Genomic DNA, 22,901 nt, shown 5'->3' on the forward strand with positions numbered 1-22,901 from the left:
CCCTCGGCTTCCGCAACCTGACCAACTACATCGCGAGATCACTGCTCGAAGCCGGCGGCTTCAGGCCACTGCTACACCCTCAATTGCGATGAGCCCCCAATCGTCAGCTCGCGCGCTGAACACGCGCCGGTTCCTGAGTTACGAACGACGCCGCGGCTAGGCTCAGCCTCGTGCTGCAGCCGATCATCGCCGGGGTCATCGGCGCGCTGACAGGCTTCGCCAGCTCGTTCGCACTCGTCATCGCCGGGCTCATCGCCGTGGGTGCTTCTCCCGCGGAGGCCGCGAGCGGCCTGCTCATCCTGTGCATCGCCCAGGCGCTGCTGGCGGGCCTGTTGTCCTGGCGATTCCGGCTGCCGCTGTCGTTCGCCTGGTCGACGCCGGGCGCCGCGGTGCTGGTGGCCGCCCAGGGTGTCACCGACGACTACGGTGCCGCGATCGGCGCGTTCCTCGTGTGCGGCGTTCTGCTGACGATCACGGGCCTGTGGCCGGCGCTCGGGCGGGCGATGACGCGCATCCCGATGCCGATCGCGGGCGCCATGCTCGCGGGCATCCTCGTGCCGATCTGTATCGCGCCGGTGACCGCGCTCATCGAGCAGCCGGTGCTCTCCGCTCCCGTCATCGTTGTGTGGCTCGTGCTGCTGCGATTCGCGGCGCGATGGGCGGTGCCAGCGGCCATGGTCGTCGCGATCGTCGGCATCATCATCACCGGTGCTGACGCCGTCGCCGAGGCACCGCTGGCGCCCGTGCTCGCGCTCCCCCCGCCCGCGTTCGACGCCGCTGTCATCATCAGCCTCGGCGTGCCGCTGTTCATCGTCACGATGGCGGGGCAGAACGTGCCCGGCTTCGCCGTGCTGTCGACGCTTGGCTACCGCGACGTGCCCGCCCGCGCCATCCTGGCCTCAAGCGGCGCCGCGACCGTGCTCGCCGCCCCCTTCGGCGGATTCGCGCTCAATCTCGCGGCGATCACCGCAGCGTTGATGGGCGGTCCGGATGCGCATCCCGACCCCTCGAGGCGCTTTATCGCCCCGATCGCGGGCGGCGTCACCTACATCGTGCTGGGGCTTGCGGCTGGCGCGGCGACGGCGCTCGTGACGGCCGCGCCGCCGATCCTGATCATCGCCGTGGCGGGCCTCGCACTGTTTTCCGCCCTCGCCTCGGGACTCGTGGCGGCCTTCGAACCGCCCGAAACCCGCGTCGTCGCCGCGGTCACCCTGCTGGTCGTCGCCTCGGGCGTCGTCGTCGCCGGAATCGGAAGCGCTTTCTGGGGGCTGGTCGCCGGGTCTATCGTGATGCTCGTGACCCACCGCAGGTCACCGCGCCCGGCAGCGTCGCCGGAGAAGAAGGGCGAACCGTCATGAACCCCGACATCGTCTCGGCGGCGCGCAAGGGCGCCATCTACGGCATCATCATCTCGTTTTCGGCGGCCGCGGTCGTCGGAATCGTCGCTCTGTTGGGTGGCGACTTCGGCGAGACGCAGGGCAAGATTCTGCTCACGACCGTGCTGTTCGGCGCGGCGTCGATCACGGCGCTCTGCCACCTCGCGATTGCCGACCGCTCGATGCGTATCGTTGCCGGCGCGGGGCTGCTCGCGAGCCTTGCGGCGCTCGTGACCGGCATGGTGCTCATCTGGCGCGACTGGAACCTGCCCGACCTCGACACCTGGCTGCAGGCGTTCGGGGTCGCCGGGGTGCTCGCCGTGAGCTTCGCCCACGCGAACCTCCTGCTGCTGCTGGCGGGGCGCCGCCGGCGGCCGATTCGCATCGGCCTCGCCGCCACCCTCGTGGCCATCGGGGTCGTCGCGATCATGCTGATTCTGCCGATCATGACCGAGGGCGACATTCCGGGCGACGACGGCGATCTGTATTGGCGCGTCTTTGGCGTGATCGCGATCCTCGACGTGCTCGGCACCGTGGTCGTGCCGGTGCTCGCCATCTTCGTGCGCGACGAACCCCGGCAGTCGGTGCCACCCACGGCGGACGATCCGCACTCCTTGACGCTCACCGTCCCCGCCGAAATCGGCGGCGCGCTGAGGGCCAGGGCGAGCGCCTCCGGCGTTCCGGTCGAGGTCGTCGCCGTCGAAGTTCTACGGCGGGGCCTTGCTGCGGCCGGGTCCGACGCCGACCGCTAGCCTGGCGCCATGCCGCGACACCCGTTCCAGTCCGTGCCCGTTCCGGCCCATCAGGCTGCCGCTCTCGCCGAGCGCGGCCTGCGCTTCGGCCTCGTCGACCTCGACGACGAGGCGCAGTGCGCGGCGTGGCTGCGTGCCGACCTGCGCGGGTTCTACGGCGACGACCCCGATGACGGCGAGATTGCCGACCGCTTCACCCCGTTTCGCGACAGCCGGCTGGCGGCCGTGTGGGACGACTCGGCCGCCGACCCGGCGACCCCGGTCGCGACGGTCAGCTCGTGGCCGACCCGCCTCACGACCCCGGGCGAGCGTGACGTCGAAGCGTGGGCGATCAGCTCGGTGACGGTCGCGCCAACGCACCGCCGCCGCGGCATCGCCCGGGGCTTGCTCGAGGCGGAGCTTGCCGCCGCTCGCGCCCACGGTGCCCCGTTCGCGGTGCTCACCGTCTCGGAGGCGACCATTTACGGGCGCTTCGGGTTCTCGCCCGCCGCGTTCACCGCATCCCTCGCGATCGAGCAGCGCCGCGCCACCTGGACCGGTCCCGTTCCTGACGGCCGCGTACACCTCGTCGAGCGCACCGCCCTGCGCCAGCAGGCGCCCGATATTGAGCGCCGCGCCCGTCGCGGAGTTCCCGGAGAGATCGACCGGTGGCCGCGCCTGTGGGATCGCATGTTTGCGCTCACCGCTGACTCGAAGAAAGACGCGGGTTCGCTGCGCGCCGTGCGCTTCGACGACGCCGACGGCGAGCCGCAGGGGTTCGCGCTCTACCGCGTTGCCGAGCAGGGCAGCGACTTCACGAAGCACCGCGTGACGGTCACCGAACTGATCGCCGCCACCCCCGACGCGTACGCCGCGCTGTGGCGCTATCTGCTCGACCTCGACCTCGTCTCCGAGATCACGGTCGACTTGCGCAGCGTCGACGAACCGCTGCGCTGGCAGGTCGCGGATGCACGTGCCGTGCGCACGACGGACGTCACCGATCACCTGTGGGCGCGCATCCTCGACGTGCCGGCCGCCTTCGCCGCACGCGGCTATGCGGCCGAGGGCAGCCTCGTGCTCGACGTCGACGACCCCGACGGCATCGCCGGCGGACGCTACCTGCTGACCACCGACGCCGACGGGGCTGGGGAGTGCGTGCCGCTCGACGGTGATGCGCCCGCCGGCGCGGCGCATCTCGCACTCGATGCGCGGGCCCTCGGCTCGCTGTACCTCGGGGGCGTGAGCGCGTCCACTTTCGCCGCCGCTGGCCGCATTACCGAGCAGTCGCCGGGCGCCGCTGTCGCCGCCGACGCGGTGCTGCGCAGCCCTATCGCTCCACGCCTCAGCATCTGGTTTTGACAGGGCGCGTCGCACCTAACGGCGCGTATTGCGTCGTGTGACGCGATCGCTGGCGCCGGGAGCAGCGCCTTCGTATCGTTGCCGCATGTTCGCCGACTCGACCTCGCATTCGCAACGTCAGCACTCGCTGATTGACTGCGACGCGATGTGCGCGTCGGCGGCGGCGGGCCACGCCGTGTCGCCGATTCAGGACAGGGTCGCGTCGGCGACGCCGGGCAAGTGGCGCGACGCGATCGTGGTGGGCGCGTCGGTGGGCGGCTGGATCGAGGTCGTCACCCTGTGCGACGACCAGTCGATCGTGCTGTGGAACCACGCCGACCTCACCAGCGAGCTTCTGCCGGGTACCCCGGTGTCGCTGCACGCGGTCTACGACGTGCTGAAAGCTGCCGACGCGAAGCACAGCGTGCTCCGCGTCGGGGTTGGTGTGTAAAAGACCCTCGAGCCGTTAGCTCATCTGGCGCATCGAGGCCATCATGGCCTCGCACGCTGCCACCAGCTCGTCGCACGCCTTCGCGCACATGCGGCAGTGGTCGTTCATGTCGGCGTGCATCGAGCACTCGGCCGAGCACGCCTTCGCGACCATCATGCAGGCCTGCACGGCAGCCATCATGGCGTCCATCTCCATGCCGGCCGGACGCATCATCATGCGCATCATCGTGTTGCTCATGTCGGCGCAGTTCATGCAGCGGGCGCTGCACGTCTCCATGCTTTCCATGCCCATCATGCTGCTCACGCACATCGTGCACGCCTGCTCGCAGGCGGCGGCAGCCTCCATGAGGTTCTGCATCGCCTCCATGTCCATGCCCTCGACCATCGAGTCGGCCATCATCATGCGCATATCCATCGGGAGTCCACCCTCTCCGTTGTCGTTATCGTCGTGATGCTTTGTGTGTGACGAAACGTTACGCCCGTGATCGACGGGTGGCTAGGGATCGCGCCTGCGACGTCCCTGATAATCAGGCTGCGAGCCCCCGACGTTCGAGCAGCGGCTCGATGCGGGCGTCGCGGCCGCGGAACTCGCGGTACGCCTCGAGCGGGTCGCGCTTGCCGCCGATGCCGAGCACGTATTCGCGGAAGCGGTCGCCGTTCGCGCGCGTCAGGCCGCCGTTCTCCGTGAACCACTCGACCGTGTCGGCGTCGAGCACCTCGCTCCAGATGTAGCTGTAGTAGCCAGCGTCGTAGCCGCCCGAGAAGGTGTGGGCAAAGTACGTCGAGCTGTAGCGGGTCGGCACGGCCGGGTTGCCGAGTCCGACGCGGGCGAGCGCTTCCGCTTCGAACGCGGCCACGTCGGTGACTGCATTCGCCTCCTCCGGGCTCAGACGGTGCCACGCCTGGTCGAGCAGGGCGGCAGCCAGGTACTCGCTCGTCGCGAAACCCTCGCCCCACGTTTCGCTCGCGCGGATCTTCTCGATCGTCTCGGCGGGAATCGGCTCACCGGTTTCGTGGTGGAGGGCGTAGTTGTCGACGAGGCCGGGCCAGAGCATCCACATTTCGTTGACCTGGCTCGGAAACTCGACGAAGTCGCGATAGACGTTCGTGCCCGTGAAGTGCGGGTAGGTCACGTGCGCGAACAGTCCGTGCAGGGCGTGCCCGAATTCGTGAAAGAACGTGTTCACCTCGTCGAAAGTGAGCAGGGTTGGTTCGCCCGCCGGCGGCTTCGGAACGTTCAGGTTGTTGACGACCACGGTCGGGTGGTCAAGCAACTCGTTCTGCCCGATGAGTTCATTCATCCACGCGCCGCCGCGCTTCGCGTCGCGGGTGTACAGATCGAGCAGGTAGAGCCCCAGTTCGCTGCCGTCCTCGTAGTGCACCTCGAACACCCGCACGCCGTCGGTGTAGCCGACGAGGTCGGGGCGCTCGGTGAAGGTGATGCCGTACACCTGGGTGGCGGCGGCGAACACGCCCTTCTGCAGAACGCGCTCCGCTTCGAAGTAGGGGCGGAGTGCGGCGGTGTCGACGTCGAACTCGGCTGCGCGCACCCTCTCGCTGTAGTACGCCCAGTCGTGCGCCTTGACCGGGTGACCGGCCAGGGCTTCGAGTTTCTGCTGCTCGGCGCGGGCGTTTCGTGCCGCGGCCGGGGCGAGCTTCTCGAGCATGGCGGCAATGTTCTCGGGCGTTTTCGCGGTCTGATCGGCCGCGACAAATGCGGCGTGGTTGTCGAACCCGAGCAGACGAGCGCGCTCTGCCCGCAGTCGTACGATCTCGAGCAGCACTTCGCGGTTGTCGTGCTCGCCACCCCGACCGCCACGGGCCCGTGATGCGGCCATGATGCGTTCGCGCAGTTCGCGGTTCGTGAGTGACGCGAGGTAGGGGTGACCGGTCGGCAGCACGAGCGAGACGAGGTACGTGCCGTCCAGCCCACGGTCGGCGGCGGCCTGCGCGCAGGCGGCGATCTCGCCCGAGGTGAGTCCGTCGAGCTCGGCCACGTCGTCGACCACGACGGCGAGGTCGTTGGTGTCTGCCAGGAGGTTCTTCTCGAACTTCGTCGTGAGCGTCGACAAGCGGCCGTTGAGTTCGCCAAGACGCGCCTTTGCGGTGTCGTCGAGCCCCGCACCGGCGAGCGACATCTCGGTGTGGCGCCGCTCGATCAGATAGCACTGTTCGTCGGTCAGGTCGAGCTCGTCGCGTCGCGCGTGCAGGGCATCGATGCGCGCGAAGAGGGCGGCATCGAGGGTGATCGCGTCCTGGTGTGCCGACAGTAGGGGTGCGTACTGCTCTTCCAGAGCGTTGGTCGCGTCAGAGGAGTTGGCGCTCGACTGATTGAAGAACACCCGCAGCACCCGCATGAGCAACTGGCCACTGCGCTCGAGCGGCTCCATCGTGTTCGCGAACGTCGGTTCGTCCGTCTGCTGCGTGATCGCGGCGACCTCGGCGCGCTGCTCGGCCATGCCGGCGTCGATCGCCTCGGCATAGTGCTCCTCGCGGATCTCGGCGAAGGGAGGCAGTTGGTAGGGCAGCGTGCTGGGCGAGAAGAACGGATTCGTCATTCGCCCACTGTATGCCGCCCGGCTCCGTGCCCGTTGGCGGGATGCACGCCCCGCTTTTTACACTGGCGCACCCACTGCAAAGAAGCACTTGCAAAAAACTTGTTGCAAAGACGTGCTTGCAAAGAGAGCTTTGCATTGCTAACTTTGTGACATGACCTCCACCGACACCACCGCCGGCCGCGTCGCCGACCTCGACGGCCTGAAAGCACTGGCGCATCCGCTGCGCGTGCAGATCATCGAGGCGTTGTCGACCTACGGCCCGCACACCGCCAGCACTCTGGGCGAGCGGCTCGGCGAATCGAGCGGGGCGACCAGTTACCACCTGCGCCAGCTCGAGAAGCACGGCTATGTGCGCGAGGTCGAGGGGCGGGGCACCGCCCGCGAGCGCTGGTGGGAACGCACGCCCGGCCCCATCACGATGGGCGGGCCCGAGCTTGACCAGAGCGAGGCGGGCAAGCAGGCCAGCCGCGTCATCATGCGCGAGTGGCTGCACCACCGCGAGGCGGGGGTGCGCGACATCGTCGAGCGCGGCATGACCGAGCTCGACGAGCGCTGGCAGCACTCCACCATGCTGCACTCCGCCAGTGTTCACGTGACCGCTGAACAGCTCAGCGAACTCAACGAGCAGATCCTCGATCTGGTCAGTCAGTTCGCGGCGACGCATCGCGGCCAACGGGTCGTCGGTTCCCGACCCGTCCAGATTCAGTACTTCGCCTTCCCCGTGCTCGATGGGCACGAGATCACCGAGGAGGACGCGTCATGACCACCATGAGCATCCCCGTAGTTCCCCGCATCGCTCGCCGGCGACCCGTCATCCGCCGACTGGCGCTGGCCGCTGGCGTCGCGCTGATTGCCTGGGCCAAGATGCCCAGCGCGCGTGCAACGCACGAACAGCAAGCGCTCAGGCTACGGGCAGAGACTGACCGCAGACGGGCTATTGAAGGGTTCCGATTCGGGATCGCGCAGTAGCCCGCCCCACGTCACACCTCGCACCCCGCATCACGCGGCGCAGCAACCGGTGGCAGAACGGGTGTTCCGAGCATCCGCCGCCGGCCGGGAGATACGCCCCGGGCCTCCCGTCGCGTGAGGCGGGGTGTGAGTCTGTCTAGCGGTCGAGCTCGTCCGCGTCGTCCTCGTTCGAGACGTGCACCTGACCGCTCGGGCTCACCCGGATCGTCGTGCCGTCGTCCAGCTGCACGACCGGCCGGCCCTCGAGCCACGTCAGGGTCCAGCGCCACTGCGTCGTGTCAAAACCGAGCAGCTCACCCTCGACGCGGTGAATCGCCGCGACGACCTCGGGAGTCAACTGCGGCGGGGGAGTGTCGCCCACGGCCCATCGTGTACCCAATTGCACGTTTCAGATCTCCTTCTCATAGGTGACCCAGGTGGTGCGGGTCGCCACCCGGTCGTACACGCGTTGTGCGCGTTCGTTGTCGACGGCCGTGATCCAGCGCAGGGTTACGCCGCCGTGGCGGGCCGCGTGCTCGCTGATCGCCGCGATCAGGGCCGTTCCGATTCCCTGACCCCGTGCATCCGGGCCGGTGAATAGGTCGTCAAGGTACCAGCCAGGCCCCGCGGTGAACGTGTCGGGCTGCTCGCGCACGTGGGCGAACCCGACGATCATGCCCGCGTCGTCTTCGGCCACGAAACAGAGCATCGGATGCTCGGGGTCGCGAATCCACGCCCACACGCCATCGAGAACGCTCGCCGGGAAGTCGGTTTCGTAGAAGACGCCGTACGCGGTGAACAGTTCGCGCCACCGCGCGTGATCACCGTCGTCGATCGGCCGCACCTGCACCATCGCACCAGTGTGGCAAAGGTGCGCGTCCCGCCGCCAGCAGATGTCAGGCGGCGGTCAGCTCGTCGGCAGCTCGCCCAGCTCGATCGACACGACCGCGATCTCGTCGGCCTCCGTCAGCTCCAGCTCGGCGATGCGCCCCACAGCCTTCAGGTCGTCCGCGGCGAACGACAGCAGCGCGGGGGCGGCGAGCACGGCCCGAGTCACGGGCGTCTTCTGCGAGGCCTTCGCGTCGGTCTTCGCCCGGCGCACACCGATCAGAGCCTGCGACACGAGCGCGAGCAGCCCGCCGTGTTGTGCGTCGACACCGATCTCGTCGACGGTCGGCCACGCGGCGGTGTGCACGCTGCCGTCGTGCGTCCAGCTCCAGACCTCCTCGGTCGCGAACGGCAGCACGGGGGCGAAGAGGCGCAGCATGACGTCGATCGCGAGGCGGAGGGCCGCGACGGCGCTCGCCTGACCAGCCTCGCCCTGCGAGCCGTAGGCACGCTCCTTGACGAGTTCGAGGTAGTCGTCGCAGAACGTCCAGAAGAATTGCTCGGTGACCTCGAGCGCCCGGGCGTGGTCATAGCCGTCGTACGCGGCGGTCGCGGTCTGGACGACCTCCGACAGAGTCGCGAGCATGTCGATGTCGAGCGGTTCGGTGACAGCAGCGCTACCGGCCTCGGCCGCCGCGGGTGCGGGGAACGAGTAGACGAACTTCGCCGCGTTCAGCACCTTGATCGCGAGGCGCCGGCCGATCTTCATCTGCTTCGGGTTCTGCGGGTCGAATGCCGCGTCGGTGCCGAGGCGCGAGCTGGCCGCCCAGTATCGGACGGCGTCCGAGCCGTGCGACTCGAGCATCGCGGCGGGGGTGACGACGTTGCCCTTCGATTTCGACATCTTCTTGCGGTCGGGGTCGACGATGAAGCCCGAGATGCCGGCGTTCGTCCACGGCACCGTGCCGTGCTCGAGCTCGGCGCGCAGCATGGTCGAGAACAGCCAGGTGCGAATGATGTCTTGGCCCTGGCTGCGCAGGTCGTAGGGGAACACCAGGTCGAACAGGGCCGGGTCTTCTTCCCAGCGACCGGCGATCTGCGGCGTGAGGCTCGAGGTGGCCCAGGTGTCCATGATGTCGACCTCGCCGACGAAGCCGTTCGGCTCACCGCGCTGGGCCTCGTCGAAGCCCGGCGCCGGCATCGACGACGGGTCGACCGGCAGCTGGTCTTCGGTCGGCACGATCGGCTCGCCCGTGATTTCGCCGTTCTCGTCGAGGTGATACCAGACGGGAATCGGCACGCCGAAGAAGCGTTGACGCGAGATCAGCCAGTCGCCCGAGAGCCCGCCGACCCAGTTCTCGTAGCGCACGCGCATGAAGTCGGGGTGGAAGGCGACCTGCGTGCCGCGTTCGATGAGGCGCGCGTTCAGTGCCTCGTCGCGGGCGCCGTTCGTGATGTACCACTGGCGGGTGGTGACGATCTCGAGCGGCTTGTCGCCCTTCTCGAAGAACTTCACGGGGTGCGTGATCGCCCGCGGCTCACCGTGCAGGTCACCGGACTCGGTCAGCAGCTCGACCATGCGCGCCTTCGCGCTGAACACGGTCTTGCCGGCAATCTCGGCGTACACCTCAGCCGCGGCGCCCTCGACGCCGGGAGGCGGGTCGGCGAGGATACGGCCGTCCTTGCCGAGAATCGGGCGGGTCGCGAGGTCGAGCTCGCGCCACCAGATGACGTCGGTCACGTCGCCGAAGGTGCAGACCATGGCGATGCCGGAGCCCTTGTCTTGCTGCGCGAGCCGGTGCGCGACGACCGGAACCTCGACGCCGAAAAGCGGGGTGCGAACGGTCGTGCCGAAGTAGGGCTGGTAGCGCTCGTCATCGGGATGCGCGACGAGCGCCACGCACGCAGCAATTAGTTCCGGCCGGGTCGTCTCGATCTCGATCGTGCCGCCGTCGGGCGTGTGGAACGAGACCCGGTGGTAGGCGCCCGGCATCTCTTTGTCTTCGAGCTCGGCCTGGGCAACCGCCGTGCGGAAGGTCACGTCCCACAGCGTCGGGGCATCGGACTGGTACGCCTCGCCGCGCGAGAGGTTGCGCAGGAAGGCGCGCTGGGCGGCGCGCTGCGCCTCGTCGCCGATCGTGCGGTAGGTGAGCGACCAGTCGACGCTGAGGCCGAGGGCCCGCCACAGGTCTTCAAACTGCTTCTCGTCTTCGACGGTGAGCTTCTCGCACAGCTCGATGAAGTTGCGGCGGCTGACCGGAACCTGGTCGGCGGCCTTCGACGACTTATTGTCGCCACCCTCGAACGGCGGCGTGAAGTCGGGGTCGTAGGGCAGCGACGGGTCGCAGCGCACGCCGTAGTAGTTCTGCACCCGGCGCTCGGTGGGCAGCCCGTTGTCGTCCCAGCCCATCGGATAGAACAGGTGCTTGCCGCGCATGCGCTGGTAGCGGGCGGCGAGGTCCATGTGGGTGTAGCTGAAGACGTGCCCGATGTGCAGCGAGCCCGAGGCGGTCGGCGGGGGAGTGTCGACGGCGTAGACGGACGACTTGCCAGCGGCCTCGGCGGCGGCGCGATCAAAGCGGTACGTGCCCTGAGCCTCCCAGGCCTCACCCCACTTCGCTTCGAGTCCTTCGAGGGCGGGCTTGTCGGGCAGGGCGGCGTGGCTCATCGAGGTTCTCGCTTCGTATGGGCGGCACCGTGTCAGAAGGTAAGGGTGCCTGGGTGTGAGGTCGGCGTTCAGTGTACCGGCGCGCATGCGGGCAGAACCTTCAACTGACTTGCCTCTATTGGGCCTCTCCGATCGTCTGCACTGTCTGTGACGCCCGATACTGTGAGGTCGAGCCCCCGGGTGGCGTAGCCGCCCCTCGCAGTGAAGGAACACTATTTGTGACTGGTCGCCTTACCCTCACCTGGGCCAACAAGGATCGTGCCCTGCTGTCGCACGGAGAGTCGGGCTACGAGTGGGTCGACCGCGACGACCCGCGGGCGCGGGAGGTGCGGCTGCTCGACGAGATCGGTCGCGTCGGCGAGGTCGCGGGCGACACGAGCGACAACCTTCTGATTCGCGGCGATTCGCTGGATGCTCTCCGCGCGCTCGTCCACACCCCCGAGCTCGCCGCCGAGTACCGGGGCAAGGTCAAGCTCGTATACATCGACCCGCCGTTCAACACCGGCCAGGCATTCAAGCACTACGACGACTCGCTCGAGCACTCGGTGTGGCTCGGCATGATGCGCGAGCGCCTTGTGCTCATTAAGGAGCTGCTGTCACCGGAGGGCTCCGTTTGGGTCCACCTCGACGACGCTGAGATGGCCTACTGCAAGGTGCTCATGGACGAGATCTTTGGGCGGCAGAGCTTCGTGGCAAGTTTTGTGTGGCAAAAGGCGGATAGCCCTTCATCGAACAACGTTCCCCTCGCGAGTTACCACGACTTCATCCTCGTGTACGGCGCCGGTGAGCGGACGTTCCGTGCCTCCGCGATGGAAGATCCTGCGGTGCTCGATGCATTTCCTGGAGTGTCAGACGATGGCGTTCGCTTTCGGGACAGGTTGCTTCGCAAGAACGGGAAAGCGAGCCTTCGCACTGAGCGACCCAGTATGTGGTTTCCGATTCAAGCACCGGACGGTGAAGTCGTCTTCCCAATTGACGATGATGGAGTTGAGAGGCGCTGGGCATACAGCGCGGACTCTGTTGCGTCGTTGCTCGCGTCCAACGAGATCATCTGGAAACGCCGTCCCAAGCGCGGCGGCGGCGAACAGTGGGTGCCGTACACGCGCGAATTCGCCCCCGAGACTCCAACTCGGCCTTGGCCGACACTTTGGTCGGATGTCTTAATGAACCGACAAGCAAAGGCGCAGGTCAAGAAGATCGTTCAAGGCGTGGCGACCTTTGACACTCCGAAGCCAGAGCAACTCCTGGAAAGGGTGATCAAGATCAGTACGGGCCCGGGTGACGTAGTCCTGGACTGCTTCGCGGGGTCTGGGACAACCGCCGCAGTCGCGCAAAAGATGGGTCGCCGCTGGGTCACGGTCGAGTTGAGCGAGAGCACCGCCGACACCTTCACCAAGCCTCGCTTGACCAAGGTGGTCGCGGGCGAAGATCCGGGAGGCATAACCGAAGCCGCTGGCTGGTCGGGAGGCGGTGGCTTCCGCGACCTTCGCATCGCGCCGAGCGCTTGGGAGGTACACACGGCTGAAGGTGAACTCGATGTTTACCGCGCTGAATCCGTGAGCACCGAAACGCTAACGAGATCGGTCGCTGCGCAGCTCGGCTACCAACTGATCGACGATCCGGTCTTCTCGGGTGCACGCGGACGATCGCGGCTCGCCGTCATCGACGGGGTCGCCGACGCGACGGCCGTGACTGACATCGCGTCGGTGCTCGCCGAAGGCCAGACGGCGCTAGTCGCAGCGACCTCGGTGACCGACGACGCACAGACCACCCTCCGAGACTTATGCAAGGGCTCGCGCGTCATCCGCATACCCCGCGAACTGTTCCCGCGCACGACGGCGGTGACGCGATGACCTGGATCGCCTACGACGAATACCTTGTCGACGAGATCACCACGTGCATGGATCTCCGCAAGCCCAACGCGGTGGCGCTCGGTGCTGTCGCGGAGGCGATCGAGGAGGGCGATGGTGCGGAGGTTGTATGCGACCTCGCCACTGGCGTCGGAAAGACCTACCTCGCGGGGGGGCTGATCGAGTACCTGGCCCGTAACGGAGTGCGCAATATGCTGTTTGTCACGCCCGGTACGACCATCTACGAGAAGACGATCGCCAACTTCACCCCGGGCAGTCGCAAGTACGTGGCCGGCGCAACCATCGAGCCGCTGCTCATTACGGCCGAGAACTTTGCCCGCGGACAGGTCGGCGATGCCCTTCACGACGCCGCAACGCTGAAGCTGTTCGTGTTTAACGTGCAGCAACTCATCAAGCCGACCGCGAACACCAGCCGCAAGGTGCGCGCCGACGACGAGTTCATCGGTGACAGCCTCTACCACCACCTTCGAGCCGCCAAGGACCTGGTGATCATCGCCGACGAGCACCACGTCTACCGCAGCAGCGCCGCCGCGTTCAGCGCCGCGATTCGCGACCTGTCGCCCCGCGCGCTCGTCGGCCTGACGGCCACTCCCGACCCCGCCGACCTCGACAAGGTCATCTACCGCTACAGCCTTGCTGAGGCGATCGCTGACCGCCTCGTGAAGGTGCCGGTTGTCGTATATCGGCAAGACGGGCTTAAGGACATCGACACACAGTTAGCCGACGCTGCGCACCTGCGCGCCCTGCGCGAGCCGGCGTGGCACGCCTACGCCGATCAGGCTGGTCGCGAACGTGTGTCGCCCGTGCTCTTTGTGGTCTGCCAGACCATTGAAGACGCCAGCCTCGTCGCCGAGAAGTTGACCGTGCACCTCCCCGACGAGGGTCAGGTCTTGCTCGTCACCTCTCAGTCGAGCGACACGGCCCTGGCCGCTCTCGCCGACGTTGAGAAGCCGGAATCTCCGGTGCGGGCCATCGTCAGCGTCGACAAACTGAAGGAAGGCTGGGATGTCAAGAACATCGGCGTGATCGTCGGCCATCGCGCTCTCGCCTCCCAGACCCTCACCGAGCAGATCCTCGGCCGAGGGCTCCGTCTGCCCTTCGGTGAACGCACCGGAATCGCCGCCGTCGACCACGTCGACGTCGTTGCCCACGAGAGCTACACGCAGCTGCTGCGCAGCAAAGACTCCCTGCTGGAGCGCGTCGCGACCGTTGCTCCGACAGGCGCTGGGCTCGCCGGGTCGACGACCGCGGCACCGGTCACGGTCGAGATGCCGGACGGTGTGATCCGTGTGACACCCGGCGCAATCGCCGATGGTTCAGGCGCCGCAACGCCTGGTGACCACCTGGGGGGGCTGAGTGAAGCCGATCTCCTGATCGTGCAGCCGATCGACGCGAGCGCCGAGGCTCTCAACCGAGACGCCGAAGTACTCGGGCAACACCTTCCGGCCGTACCGGGACGCCCGCGGATCGTCTTCCCGCGTCGCGATCGCGAACTTCAGCCCATTCCCTTCAGCCTCGAGCGCGTCAGTCTTGGCGATGTGCGCGTTGCCGCCCAGCAATACCGCGTCAACTACGAGGTCTCGCTGCAAGGCCAGGCAATCGTGGCCGAGCGCGACCTCGAGAACGAAGTCAACGTCACGACGCAGGCCGTCGAAGGCGTGACAGCGACACAGAACTACGTCACAGCGGCCGCCGTGCGTCACGACCTCGTGCGCCGGATCATGGATCTCGGCCTTGTGCCGCAACAGCTTACGGAGAAGCTTCACGCGGAGTCGATCGCGGACGAGTTTCTCGGAGCCGCAGGAGTCACTGACGCGGAAGTGGAGAACTGGACTCTCCAGAGGGCTGCTCAAGCGACGGCTGCGATCGCGGCCCTTGTTCGTGCAGCCTATGACCGCAACGATCGCCAGCCAGCGTTCCGCTGGAACCCCGTCGAGCTACTGCAGCCCCGCGTGCAGCCGTCGGTCGTCCATCCCTGGTACTCCGAGTTTGTTGTGGGTCAGTGGTACGGCGAGTGGTCCAAGTCGGCCGAGGCTGCCGCGTCGTTCGACTCGAAGACCGCAGAATTTGCCTTCGCCACGCTCATCGACCAGAGCGACGGTGTCGCGTGGTGGCTGCGTCTGTACCAGCCTGATGGTGCGTACATCACGCGGATGCCCTCGGGCAGGTACTACCCCGATTTCATCGTCATAGACGATGAGGGGGTCCACTGGCTCGTGGAAACCAAATCTGACGCCGCCGCGGCCAATGACCTTGACGTTGCAGCAAAGAAGCGTGCAGCCGAAGACTGGGCCGTTGAGGTAAACGACTCTCGAAGCTTCGGAACGTGGCGCTACGCCCTCATCACTGAATCTCACATCCGGGCAGCGCCAAACTGGCGGGCGCTACTCCATGAAGCCGGAGCGGATTAGACGTCGTAGAAGGCTGACTTGGGGTGGTCGACGAGCGGGCACGCGCGTCGACCACCCCGCACTCTCAGGGAGTGCTTTCGGCCGCGGCAGGGATGCGCGAGGCGGCCGGATCGTCCTCGTCGCGGTCCACGCGCATCCGGATCGCGATGAGGGCGCTCACCAGCGTGATCGCGCTCATCGCGGCGAGCACGACGCCGGGGTGCCACCAGGCGTTGCCCGACAATTCGCCGATCGTGAGCGTCAGCGCCGGTACGAAGCCCGACACGACGGCGGCCAGCGAGTACGCGAAGCCGAGCGCAGAGTAGCGGTAGCGCTCGTCGAACAGCTCGGTGAAGATGCCGCCGAGGGCCGCCCAGCTCATCGTGGGCAGGATTCCGCCGATCACCATCATCGCCACCAGCACGCCGAAGTTCGCGAACTGCAGGAAGAAGTAGATGGGGAACGCGACAAGCAGGGTGCCGAGGGCGCCCCACGCGATGACCTGGCCCGAGCCAATGCGGGTCGCCCACGCACCAAACAGCGGAATCGTGACGAGTTGCAGCAGGCCGCCGATCGTGGTCGCGATCAGCAGTTGGTAGTACTCGAAGCCGAGCTGGGTCACGCCGTAGTTGATCGTGTACGTGTTCATCAGCGAGTACGAGCCGATGCCGAGCAGGGCGACGCCAACGGCGACGAGGATCGTCACGGGCTGGCGCTTCAGCAGCTCGGCGAGCGGCACGCGCACCCGCTTGTTGGTCGTCGCGACGGCCTGGAAGACGGGGGTCTCGGTCACGGTGACGCGCAGGTAGAGCGACACGAGCAGCAGCGGAATCGCGGTGAGGAACGGCAGGCGCCACGCCCACTCGGTGATCTCGTCGTTGGTGAGAGCGAGGGTCAGCCAGATGAAGGCGCCGGCCGACAGGATCGAGCCGATCGGCGAGCCGAGCTGCGGCATCGCGGCGGCAAACGCGCGCTTCGCGCGGCTCTCGTGTTCGGTCGCGATGAGCACGGCGCCGCCCCACTCGCCGCCGAGCGAGATGCCCTGCAGGAGGCGCAACACGACGAGGATCGCGGCGCCGAACCAGCCGGCTTGCTCGTAGGTCGGCAGCACGCCGATGAGGCCGGTCGCGACCCCCATGAGGGTCACCGTGACGATCAGTGTCATGCGTCGACCGAGGCGGTCACCGATGTGACCGAAGATGATCGCGCCCACCGGGCGGATGACGAAGGCGAGCGCGATCGACAGGAACGCCGCGAGGGTTCCGCCGAACCCGCCGAGCGGGTCGAAGAACAGCGGGCCGACGAAGAAGGCCGCGAAATACGCGTAGATGTAGAAGTCGTAGGACTCGAGCGAGGTTCCGACGAGCGACGCCCAGCGCGCGCGGCGCGCGATGCGGGGGTCGGAGGGTGCTGCGAGGTCGCGGGGTGCCGCGGTACTCGCCGAGGGGGACGTGGTGGGCGCTTTGCCACGTTCGTTATCAGTCACGAGTAGACGAGCGTAGACGACCGCCGATGTATTCCCGCGCGAACGAACCCGGGGCGCCCCATGCGGGAACGAACTGGGACGCCCCGGGGGTGGGTGCGGCTGCTAGCGACCTCGGCCCTGGCCGGGGAAGAAGTCGTAGCTCCACTCGGTCTCGGCGTCGGCCGCAAAGATCGTCCATCGATCGGCGGGCTCGGCCGTGACGGTGATCGCCGTGTTGCCCGGGCGATAGCTGCCCGGTGCGACGATCTCGCCGTTCACTCGATAGACGACTCCGTCGACGGCGGGGATCGTGTAGCGATCCTGGCCGACTCCCGGCCGGTCGACGATCTCGACTGCCTCGGGAGTGACGACCGTCGTGAAGACGGGCACGTCTGTCCAGCGGATGTCGGAGGCCAGCATGTAGCTCGTGTACGACGGCTGGTTGTACGACGTGTTCTGACGGGCGACCTCGACTCGGTACTGCGGCTCGTGCATCAGAGTCGTCAGTTTGCGATCCGTCACCTCGGTGCTCACGTAGATGCGGATTTCGGTGCTGTTGGCGTCGCGCACCAACAGCTCCTCGCGCCAGTCGCCGAGCACGTCGGCGACAAGGCCGGGGTTGCCCTTCGTGCCGTTGTTCGATCGAGTTCCCGTCGCGGTCAGCAGGCGACCGCGCAGATAGTCGTCAATGACGACGTTGGCGTTGCCGCTGCCTCCGACGATCTGGGTCGTCATGTCGGCGGCCCAGCGGATGCTCTGGTTCGTGCCCGGCATCGAACCGCTCAGCAGCGTGCCGTCAGCGGCGCGCAGCTGGGTCGACCAGGTCTCGAGCCCCGGCACATCCGGGCGGATGTCGCCGATCATGCCGCGCCCGATGTCACGTCCCTCGTAGCGGCCCCAGAGCACTTCACCCGTCGCGGCGTCGCGCAGCGCGTAGCCGTACGGAGCGCCCGCGCCCCCCTCGTGAACCGTGTAGATCTCGAGGCCGGGGCGGTCAGGGTCGATGTCAGTCAGGTGCATGGCGTCGCCATGGCCGAGGCCCGCCTCCTGGCCGGCGAGCGGACTCGGGGCCGGAATGATCGCGCTCGAGCTGTAGAGCAGCGATCCATCGTGGTCGATCGTCGACGAACCGTAGACGATCTCCTGCTTGCCGTCGCCGTCGACATCGCCGACACTCAGCGAGTGGAAGCCTTGCGTGTTGAGGCTGCCGTAGACCGGGTCGCTGCCAAAGCGGCCGTGGGGAGCGTCGTTGAACGGGTTTGACATGGGCGTGTGTCCGCTGTCGACGAACCAGACCTCGCTGAGGTTTTCGCCGTCCCAGTCGTAGGCGGCGATGGTCGTGCGTGTGTAGTAGCCCCGGGCGAAGATCGCCGACGGGGTCTCGCCGTTCAGGTACGCAACTCCCGCGAGGAAGCGATCGACCCGGTTGCCGGGCTCGATGCGGCTGTAGGCATAGTCACCCCACAGCAGGCCATCGTCACCGCGCGGCGGGTTGTAGCGGATCGTCTCGAGTTCTGCGCCGGTCTCGCCGTCGAACACGGTGAGATATTCGGGGCCATCCAGGATGAACCCGTCGAACTCGCGCAGTCGGTTGTTGCCGCTGCGCGCGGGCGCGTACACGTCAATGAAGTAGTCGACGAGCTCCGCCGCGTCCTCTGCCGACAGCGGGTAGGTGTAGCGCGGCTCGATGCCGATCGCCTCTTCAATCGTTGTTGGCCAGTTGCCGGCGACGACCTCGGGGTGCGACTGCCACTCGGCGAACACGCCGGCGAGACGCTCGGCGTACTGGGCAGCGCTCAGACGGTAGTCGTCCGTGTTCGCGAAGCCCGCGGCGACATCCTCCTCGAGCAGGGTGATGTAGGTCTCGGCTCCGTCGCGGATCGTCTTCGTTCCCGGTGCCGTCTTCATCATGATCTCGGCGCGGCCATCGCCGTCGAAGTCGTAGACCATGAACTGCGTGTAGTGCGCTCCGGCACGAATGTTCACGCCGAGGTCTATGCGGTACAACAGGGTGCCGTCGGCGAGGTAGGTGTCGAGGTAGGTCACACCCGTGTACCCGCGTTGCGAGACATCTTTCGAGTTCGTCGGCTCCCACTGCACGATGTACTCGTAGGCGCCGTCGCCCGTCACATCGGCAACGCTCATGTCGTTGGCGTCGTAGACGTACGACTCACCCACCGGCGTGACACCTCCCGCGGGTCGTTGCAGCGGCAGGCTCAGGTAGGGATTGGCGCTCGGTGTCACCGGCGCGCTCGCGTCTCCTGCTCGCCCCTCGAGCACTGGAGTCACCGAGTACGTTGCGGCGGTCGATCCGTCGGCGTCGAGGAAGTTCGTGCTGTCGGTGACGGTCGCGATGGGCTCTCCGTCGCGCTCGACGATAAAGTCGGCGCCAAGCATTCCCGACTCGCCAGCGCCGGTGGTTTCCTCGGCGAGGAGGCGCCAGCTGAGGAAGACGCCCTGCGGCGTGGTCACAGCGACGAGGCCGCGATCGAGCACCTCGAGCTGGGGGGCGGGGCCTGACTGCGGTGCCGCCGACGTGTCGGCCACCGCGATCGTGGGCGCGATGAGGCCGAGCCCGAGACCGATGGCGCATCCGGACGCCCAGAGCGTCCTGCGTCGATTCTTCATTGAATCCTCCGTTTGGATAACGTTTTCCCGCAGGGGCTACAGTAGGCCCCCGTTTGGGGGACGTCAACCCGGTCGGTGCGCCCCGGCGAGTCATGCCGACTCGGGGGTGCTCCCGGGACCGCTAGAATCGGCGCACAGACTGCGATCCGGCCATCACCGGGGAGTCCTCGGAAGAACCCCACCCTTGGGCGGGCAGTAGACCCGAGCGGGGCAGGCCCGTCACAGCCGCAGAGCAGAGAGGCGCGTTCGGCACTACGCCGGCCGCGCAAGCGGGGTGGTACCGCGGCGGGTCGCGCGCGACCGGTCGTCCTCGCGGTAAGTGAGCACAGCATCCACTGACCGGAGACACCATGGGCTACCCGCTGCACCGCGAGACCGACGGCATCGTCGCCTCCCCGCGCTTCCCCGACCTCGAGCGCGAGGTGCTCGACTACTGGGCGACGACCGACACGTTCCGGCGCTCAATCGCGAACCGCGAGGGCTGCGACGAGTGGGTGTTCTACGACGGCCCGCCGTTCGCGAACGGCCTGCCGCACTACGGCCACCTGCTGACGGGCTACGCGAAAGACCTCTTCCCGCGCTTCCAGACGATGCGCGGCAAGCAGGTGCACCGCCGCTTCGGCTGGGACACACACGGCCTGCCCGCCGAGCTCGAGGCGATGAAGCAGCTCGGCATCACCGAGAAGGCCGAGATCGAGCAGATGGGCATCGAGGCGTTCAACGCCAAGGCCCGAGAGAGCGTGCTGCGCTACACCGACGAGTGGCAGAGCTACGTGACCCGGCAGGCGCGCTGGGTCGACTTCGACAACGACTACAAGACGCTCGACATCACGTTCATGGAGAGCGTGCTCTGGGCCTTCAAGACCCTCTTCGACACGGGCCTCGCCTACGAGGGCTACCGCGTGCTTCCCTACTGCTGGCGCGACGAAACCCCGCTGTCGAACCACGAGCTGCGCATGGACGACGACGTGTACCAGATGCGTCAGGACCAGTCGGTGACGGTCACCTTCCCGCTCGTCGGCGCGAAGGCCGAGGCGCTCGGGCTGACGGGTGTGAAGGCGCTTGCCTGGACGACGACGCCCTGGACCCTGCCGACGAACGCGGCGCTCGCCGTCGGCCCAGAGATCACGTACGCCATCGTCCCTGCCGGGCCGAACGGCGCGGCGGATGCACGGGGCGCGGCAAGCGCGGACGACGCGGTCGAGGGCGAGTCGCTGTACCTCCTCGCCGCCGACACGCTGCCGGCATACGCGAAGGACCTCGGCTACGAGTCGGCCGCCGATGCGCAGGCCGCCGTCACCCGCACGGTGCTCGGCGCCGAGCTCGGCGGCGTGCACTACGACCGTCTGTTCGACTACTACGCCGACGTCGAAACCTTCGGCATGCAGAACGCCTGGCAGATCCTCGTGGCCGAGTACGTCGCCACCGGTGAGGGCACCGGCATCGTGCACCAGGCGCCCGCGTACGGCGAAGACGACCAGAACGTCAGTGCCGCGGCGGGCATCCCGGTCATCATCTCGGTCGACGACGGCGGCAAGTTCCTCGACCAGGTGAGCGACGTCGCCGGCCTGCAGGTCTTCGAGGCGAACAAGACGCTCACGCGACTTCTGCGCGAGGCCGGGCGTCTGCTGCAGGTGCGCAGCTACGAGCACAGCTACCCGCACTGCTGGCGCTGCCGGAACCCGCTCATCTATAAGGCCGTGTCGAGCTGGTTCGTGCGCGTCACCGAGATCCGCGACCGCATGCTCGAGTTGAACGAGCAGATCACCTGGGTTCCCGACAACGTCAAGCACGGCCAGTTCGGCAAATGGCTCGAGGGTGCCCGTGATTGGTCGATCAGTCGCAACCGGTACTGGGGCAGCCCCATCCCGGTGTGGAAGAGCGACGACCCGAACCACCCCCGCATCGACGTGTACGGCTCGCTTGCCGAGCTCGAGGCTGACTTTGGCGAGCTACCCCGCAACGCTGACGGCGAGGTCGACCTGCACCGCCCGTTCATCGACTCGCTCACCCGACCGAACCCCGACGACCCGACGGGCAGGTCGACGATGCGCCGCATCGAGGACGTCTTCGACGTGTGGTTCGACTCGGGCTCGATGCCATTCGCGCAGGTGCACTATCCGTTCGAGAACGCCGACTGGTTCGACAGCCACAACCCGTCGGACTTCATCGTCGAGTACATCGGGCAGACCCGCGGCTGGTTCTACACGATGCACATTCTCGCCACCGCGCTGTTCGATCGCCCGGCATACAAGAAGGTCATCAGTCACGGCATCGTGCTCGGCAACGACGGGCAGAAGATGTCGAAGAGCTTGCGCAACTACCCGGATGTCGGCGAGGTGTTCGACCGCGACGGTGCCGACGCGATGCGCTGGTTCCTTATGTCGAGCTCGGTCATCCGCGGCGGCAACCTCGTCGTCACCGAGGAGGGCATCCGCGCGGGCGTGCGCGAGTTCCTGCTGCCGCTGTGGAGCACGTACTACTTCTACGGGCTCTACGCGAACGCTGCGGGTCTCACCAATGCGCAGCGCCGCACCGACTCGGACAACGTGCTCGACCGTTACCTGCTCGCGAAGACCCGCGGGCTCGTCGAGACGGTCACCGCAGAGCTTGAGAACCTCGACTCGCCGATGGCGGCGGCCGCCCTCCGCGACTTCGCTGACGTGCTGACGAATTGGTACGTGCGCCGCTCGCGCGAGCGCTTCTGGGCGGGGGATGACCGTGCCGCGTTCGACACGCTGCACACGGTTCTCGAGACGCTCGCCCGCGTCGCCGCCCCGTTCGCCCCGCTCGTCAGCGAGGAGGTCTGGCGCGGCCTCACCGGCGGCGACAGCGTGCACCTCACCGACTGGCCCGAGGCCGAGGAGTTCCCCGCCGACGACGCGCTCGTCGCGGCCATGGACCGGGTGCGCCAGCTCGCAAGCTCCGGCCTCGCCCTGCGCAAGGCCCGCGGCCTGCGGGTGCGCCTGCCGCTCGCACGCCTCACCGTGGTTGCCCCCGAGGTGACCGCGCTCGAGCCGTTCGCCGACATCGTGCGCGACGAGCTGAACGTCAAGCAGCTCGAACTCGTCGAGTTCGACGACTCGCTCGTCGAGGCTCACGGCATCACCCGCCGCCTCGCGGTCAACGCCCGCGCCGCCGGCCCCCGCATCGGCAAGCAGGTGCAGCAGGTGATTCAGGCCGCGAAGGCCGGCGACTGGAGCGTCGACGGCGAGACGGTCGTCGTCGGCGGCGTGCCGCTCGTCGAGGGCGAGTACACGCTCGAGCTCGACCTTGCTGACGAGAACGCCGCCGTCGCGTTCCTGCCGGGTGGCGGCTTCGCGCTGCTCGACACGACGCTCACCCCCGAGCTCGAGGCCGAGGGACTCGCGCGCGATGCGGTGCGCGCCATCCAACAGGCACGTAAGGACGCCGGCCTGGAGGTCAGCGACCGCATCCACCTCACCGTGACGGCAGACACGGCCGAGACGCAGGCGGCGATCGACGCGCACCGCGACCTCGTCACCGGCGAAACCCTCGCCGTGGCGCTCGAAACCTCGGTTGTCGAACTCGGGTCCGCCGACGACGCGGTGCCGGTCGGCGCGGGGCGCATCCGCGTCGCTGTCACGCGCGCCCCCGACGCCTGAGCATCCGGCCCGCGTGAGCACGGG

At 67.5% G+C, this 22,901-nt stretch carries 15 protein-coding genes and 1 pseudogene; 9 read left to right on the plus strand and 7 right to left on the minus strand.

Annotated features, from left to right (window positions below):
* Nucleotides 1-158: 158 nt before the first annotated feature.
* The 4 genes and pseudogenes from EV140_RS12900 to EV140_RS12915 all read left to right on the plus strand — a co-directional run.
* Nucleotides 159-1,358 (plus strand): annotated as a pseudogene (locus tag EV140_RS12900) (benzoate/H(+) symporter BenE family transporter); the annotation flags it as partial.
* Nucleotides 1,355-2,128 carry a hypothetical protein gene (locus EV140_RS12905; protein ID WP_130284593.1) on the plus strand — a complete coding sequence of 258 codons (774 nt, stop codon included), beginning with the start codon at nucleotides 1,355-1,357 and terminating at the stop codon, nucleotides 2,126-2,128. The pseudogene EV140_RS12900 and the gene EV140_RS12905, both read left to right, overlap by 4 nt.
* Nucleotides 2,129-2,137: 9 nt before the next feature.
* Nucleotides 2,138-3,466 (plus strand): GNAT family N-acetyltransferase, encoded by a 1,329-nt coding sequence (locus EV140_RS12910; RefSeq protein WP_130284595.1) that lies wholly within the window; start codon nucleotides 2,138-2,140, stop codon nucleotides 3,464-3,466.
* An 85-nt stretch (nucleotides 3,467-3,551) separates the two neighbouring features.
* The gene (locus tag EV140_RS12915) at nucleotides 3,552-3,896 is read left to right on the plus strand and encodes a hypothetical protein (protein ID WP_130284597.1); all 345 of its coding nucleotides are present in this window, start codon (nucleotides 3,552-3,554) and stop codon (nucleotides 3,894-3,896) included.
* A 15-nt stretch (nucleotides 3,897-3,911) separates the two neighbouring features.
* Here EV140_RS12915 and EV140_RS12920 read toward each other — a convergent pair whose 3' ends face one another.
* Nucleotides 3,912-4,310: a four-helix bundle copper-binding protein gene (locus EV140_RS12920; RefSeq protein ID WP_130284599.1), complete on the minus strand. Its 399-nt coding sequence runs from the start codon at nucleotides 4,308-4,310 to the stop codon at nucleotides 3,912-3,914.
* Nucleotides 4,311-4,422: 112 nt separating this feature from the next.
* Nucleotides 4,423-6,453 (minus strand): M3 family metallopeptidase, encoded by a 2,031-nt coding sequence (locus EV140_RS12925; RefSeq protein WP_130284601.1) that lies wholly within the window; start codon nucleotides 6,451-6,453, stop codon nucleotides 4,423-4,425.
* A gap of 151 nt (nucleotides 6,454-6,604) precedes the next feature.
* Here EV140_RS12925 and EV140_RS12930 point away from each other — a divergent pair, with 151 nt between their 5' ends.
* Nucleotides 6,605-7,216: an ArsR/SmtB family transcription factor gene (locus tag EV140_RS12930; protein ID WP_130284603.1), complete on the plus strand. Its 612-nt coding sequence runs from the start codon at nucleotides 6,605-6,607 to the stop codon at nucleotides 7,214-7,216.
* Nucleotides 7,213-7,422, plus strand: a complete 210-nt coding sequence (locus tag EV140_RS12935) for a hypothetical protein (RefSeq protein WP_130284605.1) — start codon at nucleotides 7,213-7,215, stop codon at nucleotides 7,420-7,422. The genes EV140_RS12930 and EV140_RS12935 overlap by 4 nt, the downstream gene beginning before the upstream one ends.
* Nucleotides 7,423-7,558: 136 nt before the next feature.
* Here EV140_RS12935 and EV140_RS12940 read toward each other — a convergent pair whose 3' ends face one another.
* The 3 genes from EV140_RS12940 to valS are packed head-to-tail and all read right to left on the minus strand — an operon-like array spanning nucleotide 7,559 to nucleotide 10,897.
* Nucleotides 7,559-7,783: a hypothetical protein gene (locus tag EV140_RS12940; protein WP_422386126.1), complete on the minus strand. Its 225-nt coding sequence runs from the start codon at nucleotides 7,781-7,783 to the stop codon at nucleotides 7,559-7,561.
* 27 nt (nucleotides 7,784-7,810) lie between these two features.
* Nucleotides 7,811-8,254, minus strand: a complete 444-nt coding sequence (locus tag EV140_RS12945) for a GNAT family N-acetyltransferase (RefSeq protein ID WP_130284609.1) — start codon at nucleotides 8,252-8,254, stop codon at nucleotides 7,811-7,813.
* 54 nt (nucleotides 8,255-8,308) lie between these two features.
* Nucleotides 8,309-10,897 (minus strand): valine--tRNA ligase, encoded by a 2,589-nt coding sequence (valS, locus tag EV140_RS12950; protein ID WP_130284611.1) that lies wholly within the window; start codon nucleotides 10,895-10,897, stop codon nucleotides 8,309-8,311.
* Between the two features lie 218 nt (nucleotides 10,898-11,115).
* Between valS and EV140_RS12955 the strand changes: the two genes are divergently transcribed.
* Both EV140_RS12955 and EV140_RS12960 read left to right on the plus strand, forming a co-directional pair.
* Nucleotides 11,116-12,750 carry a site-specific DNA-methyltransferase gene (locus EV140_RS12955; RefSeq protein ID WP_157985663.1) on the plus strand — a complete coding sequence of 545 codons (1,635 nt, stop codon included), beginning with the start codon at nucleotides 11,116-11,118 and terminating at the stop codon, nucleotides 12,748-12,750.
* Entirely contained in the window at nucleotides 12,747-15,179 is a 2,433-nt protein-coding gene (locus EV140_RS12960) for a DEAD/DEAH box helicase family protein (RefSeq protein ID WP_157985664.1), read from the plus strand. The genes EV140_RS12955 and EV140_RS12960 overlap by 4 nt, the downstream gene beginning before the upstream one ends.
* A 64-nt stretch (nucleotides 15,180-15,243) precedes the next feature.
* On the opposite strand, the gene EV140_RS12965 is transcribed toward EV140_RS12960, so the two are convergent.
* Nucleotides 15,244-16,644, minus strand: coding sequence for an MFS transporter (locus EV140_RS12965; protein WP_241971454.1), 1,401 nt, complete (start codon nucleotides 16,642-16,644; stop codon nucleotides 15,244-15,246).
* Nucleotides 16,645-16,746: 102 nt separating this feature from the next.
* The gene (locus EV140_RS12970; RefSeq protein ID WP_130284617.1) at nucleotides 16,747-19,251 is read right to left on the minus strand and encodes a rhamnogalacturonan lyase; all 2,505 of its coding nucleotides are present in this window, start codon (nucleotides 19,249-19,251) and stop codon (nucleotides 16,747-16,749) included.
* Between the two features lie 350 nt (nucleotides 19,252-19,601).
* Here EV140_RS12970 and ileS point away from each other — a divergent pair, with 350 nt between their 5' ends.
* Nucleotides 19,602-22,877, plus strand: coding sequence for an isoleucine--tRNA ligase (gene ileS / locus EV140_RS12980; RefSeq protein ID WP_130284619.1), 3,276 nt, complete (start codon nucleotides 19,602-19,604; stop codon nucleotides 22,875-22,877).
* Nucleotides 22,878-22,901: the final 24 nt, after the last annotated feature.

Source organism: Microcella alkaliphila (assembly GCF_004216855.1).
GTDB lineage: Bacteria > Actinomycetota > Actinomycetes > Actinomycetales > Microbacteriaceae > Microcella > Microcella alkaliphila.

Excerpts from the sequence above, each read along its gene's own strand:
- EV140_RS12920 (WP_130284599.1), bottom strand. The coding sequence starts at position 4,310 with ATGGATATGCGCATGATGATGGCCGACTCGATGGTCGAGGGCATGGAC.
- valS (WP_130284611.1), bottom strand. The coding sequence starts at position 10,897 with ATGAGCCACGCCGCCCTGCCCGACAAGCCCGCCCTCGAAGGACTCGAA.
- EV140_RS12945 (WP_130284609.1), bottom strand. The coding sequence starts at position 8,254 with ATGGTGCAGGTGCGGCCGATCGACGACGGTGATCACGCGCGGTGGCGC.
- EV140_RS12925 (WP_130284601.1), bottom strand. The coding sequence starts at position 6,453 with ATGACGAATCCGTTCTTCTCGCCCAGCACGCTGCCCTACCAACTGCCT.
- EV140_RS12960 (WP_157985664.1), top strand. The coding sequence starts at position 12,747 with ATGACCTGGATCGCCTACGACGAATACCTTGTCGACGAGATCACCACG.
- EV140_RS12910 (WP_130284595.1), top strand. The coding sequence starts at position 2,138 with ATGCCGCGACACCCGTTCCAGTCCGTGCCCGTTCCGGCCCATCAGGCT.
- EV140_RS12970 (WP_130284617.1), bottom strand. The coding sequence starts at position 19,251 with ATGAAGAATCGACGCAGGACGCTCTGGGCGTCCGGATGCGCCATCGGT.
- ileS (WP_130284619.1), top strand. The coding sequence starts at position 19,602 with ATGGGCTACCCGCTGCACCGCGAGACCGACGGCATCGTCGCCTCCCCG.
- EV140_RS12905 (WP_130284593.1), top strand. The coding sequence starts at position 1,355 with ATGAACCCCGACATCGTCTCGGCGGCGCGCAAGGGCGCCATCTACGGC.
- EV140_RS12915 (WP_130284597.1), top strand. The coding sequence starts at position 3,552 with ATGTTCGCCGACTCGACCTCGCATTCGCAACGTCAGCACTCGCTGATT.
- EV140_RS12930 (WP_130284603.1), top strand. The coding sequence starts at position 6,605 with ATGACCTCCACCGACACCACCGCCGGCCGCGTCGCCGACCTCGACGGC.
- EV140_RS12935 (WP_130284605.1), top strand. The coding sequence starts at position 7,213 with ATGACCACCATGAGCATCCCCGTAGTTCCCCGCATCGCTCGCCGGCGA.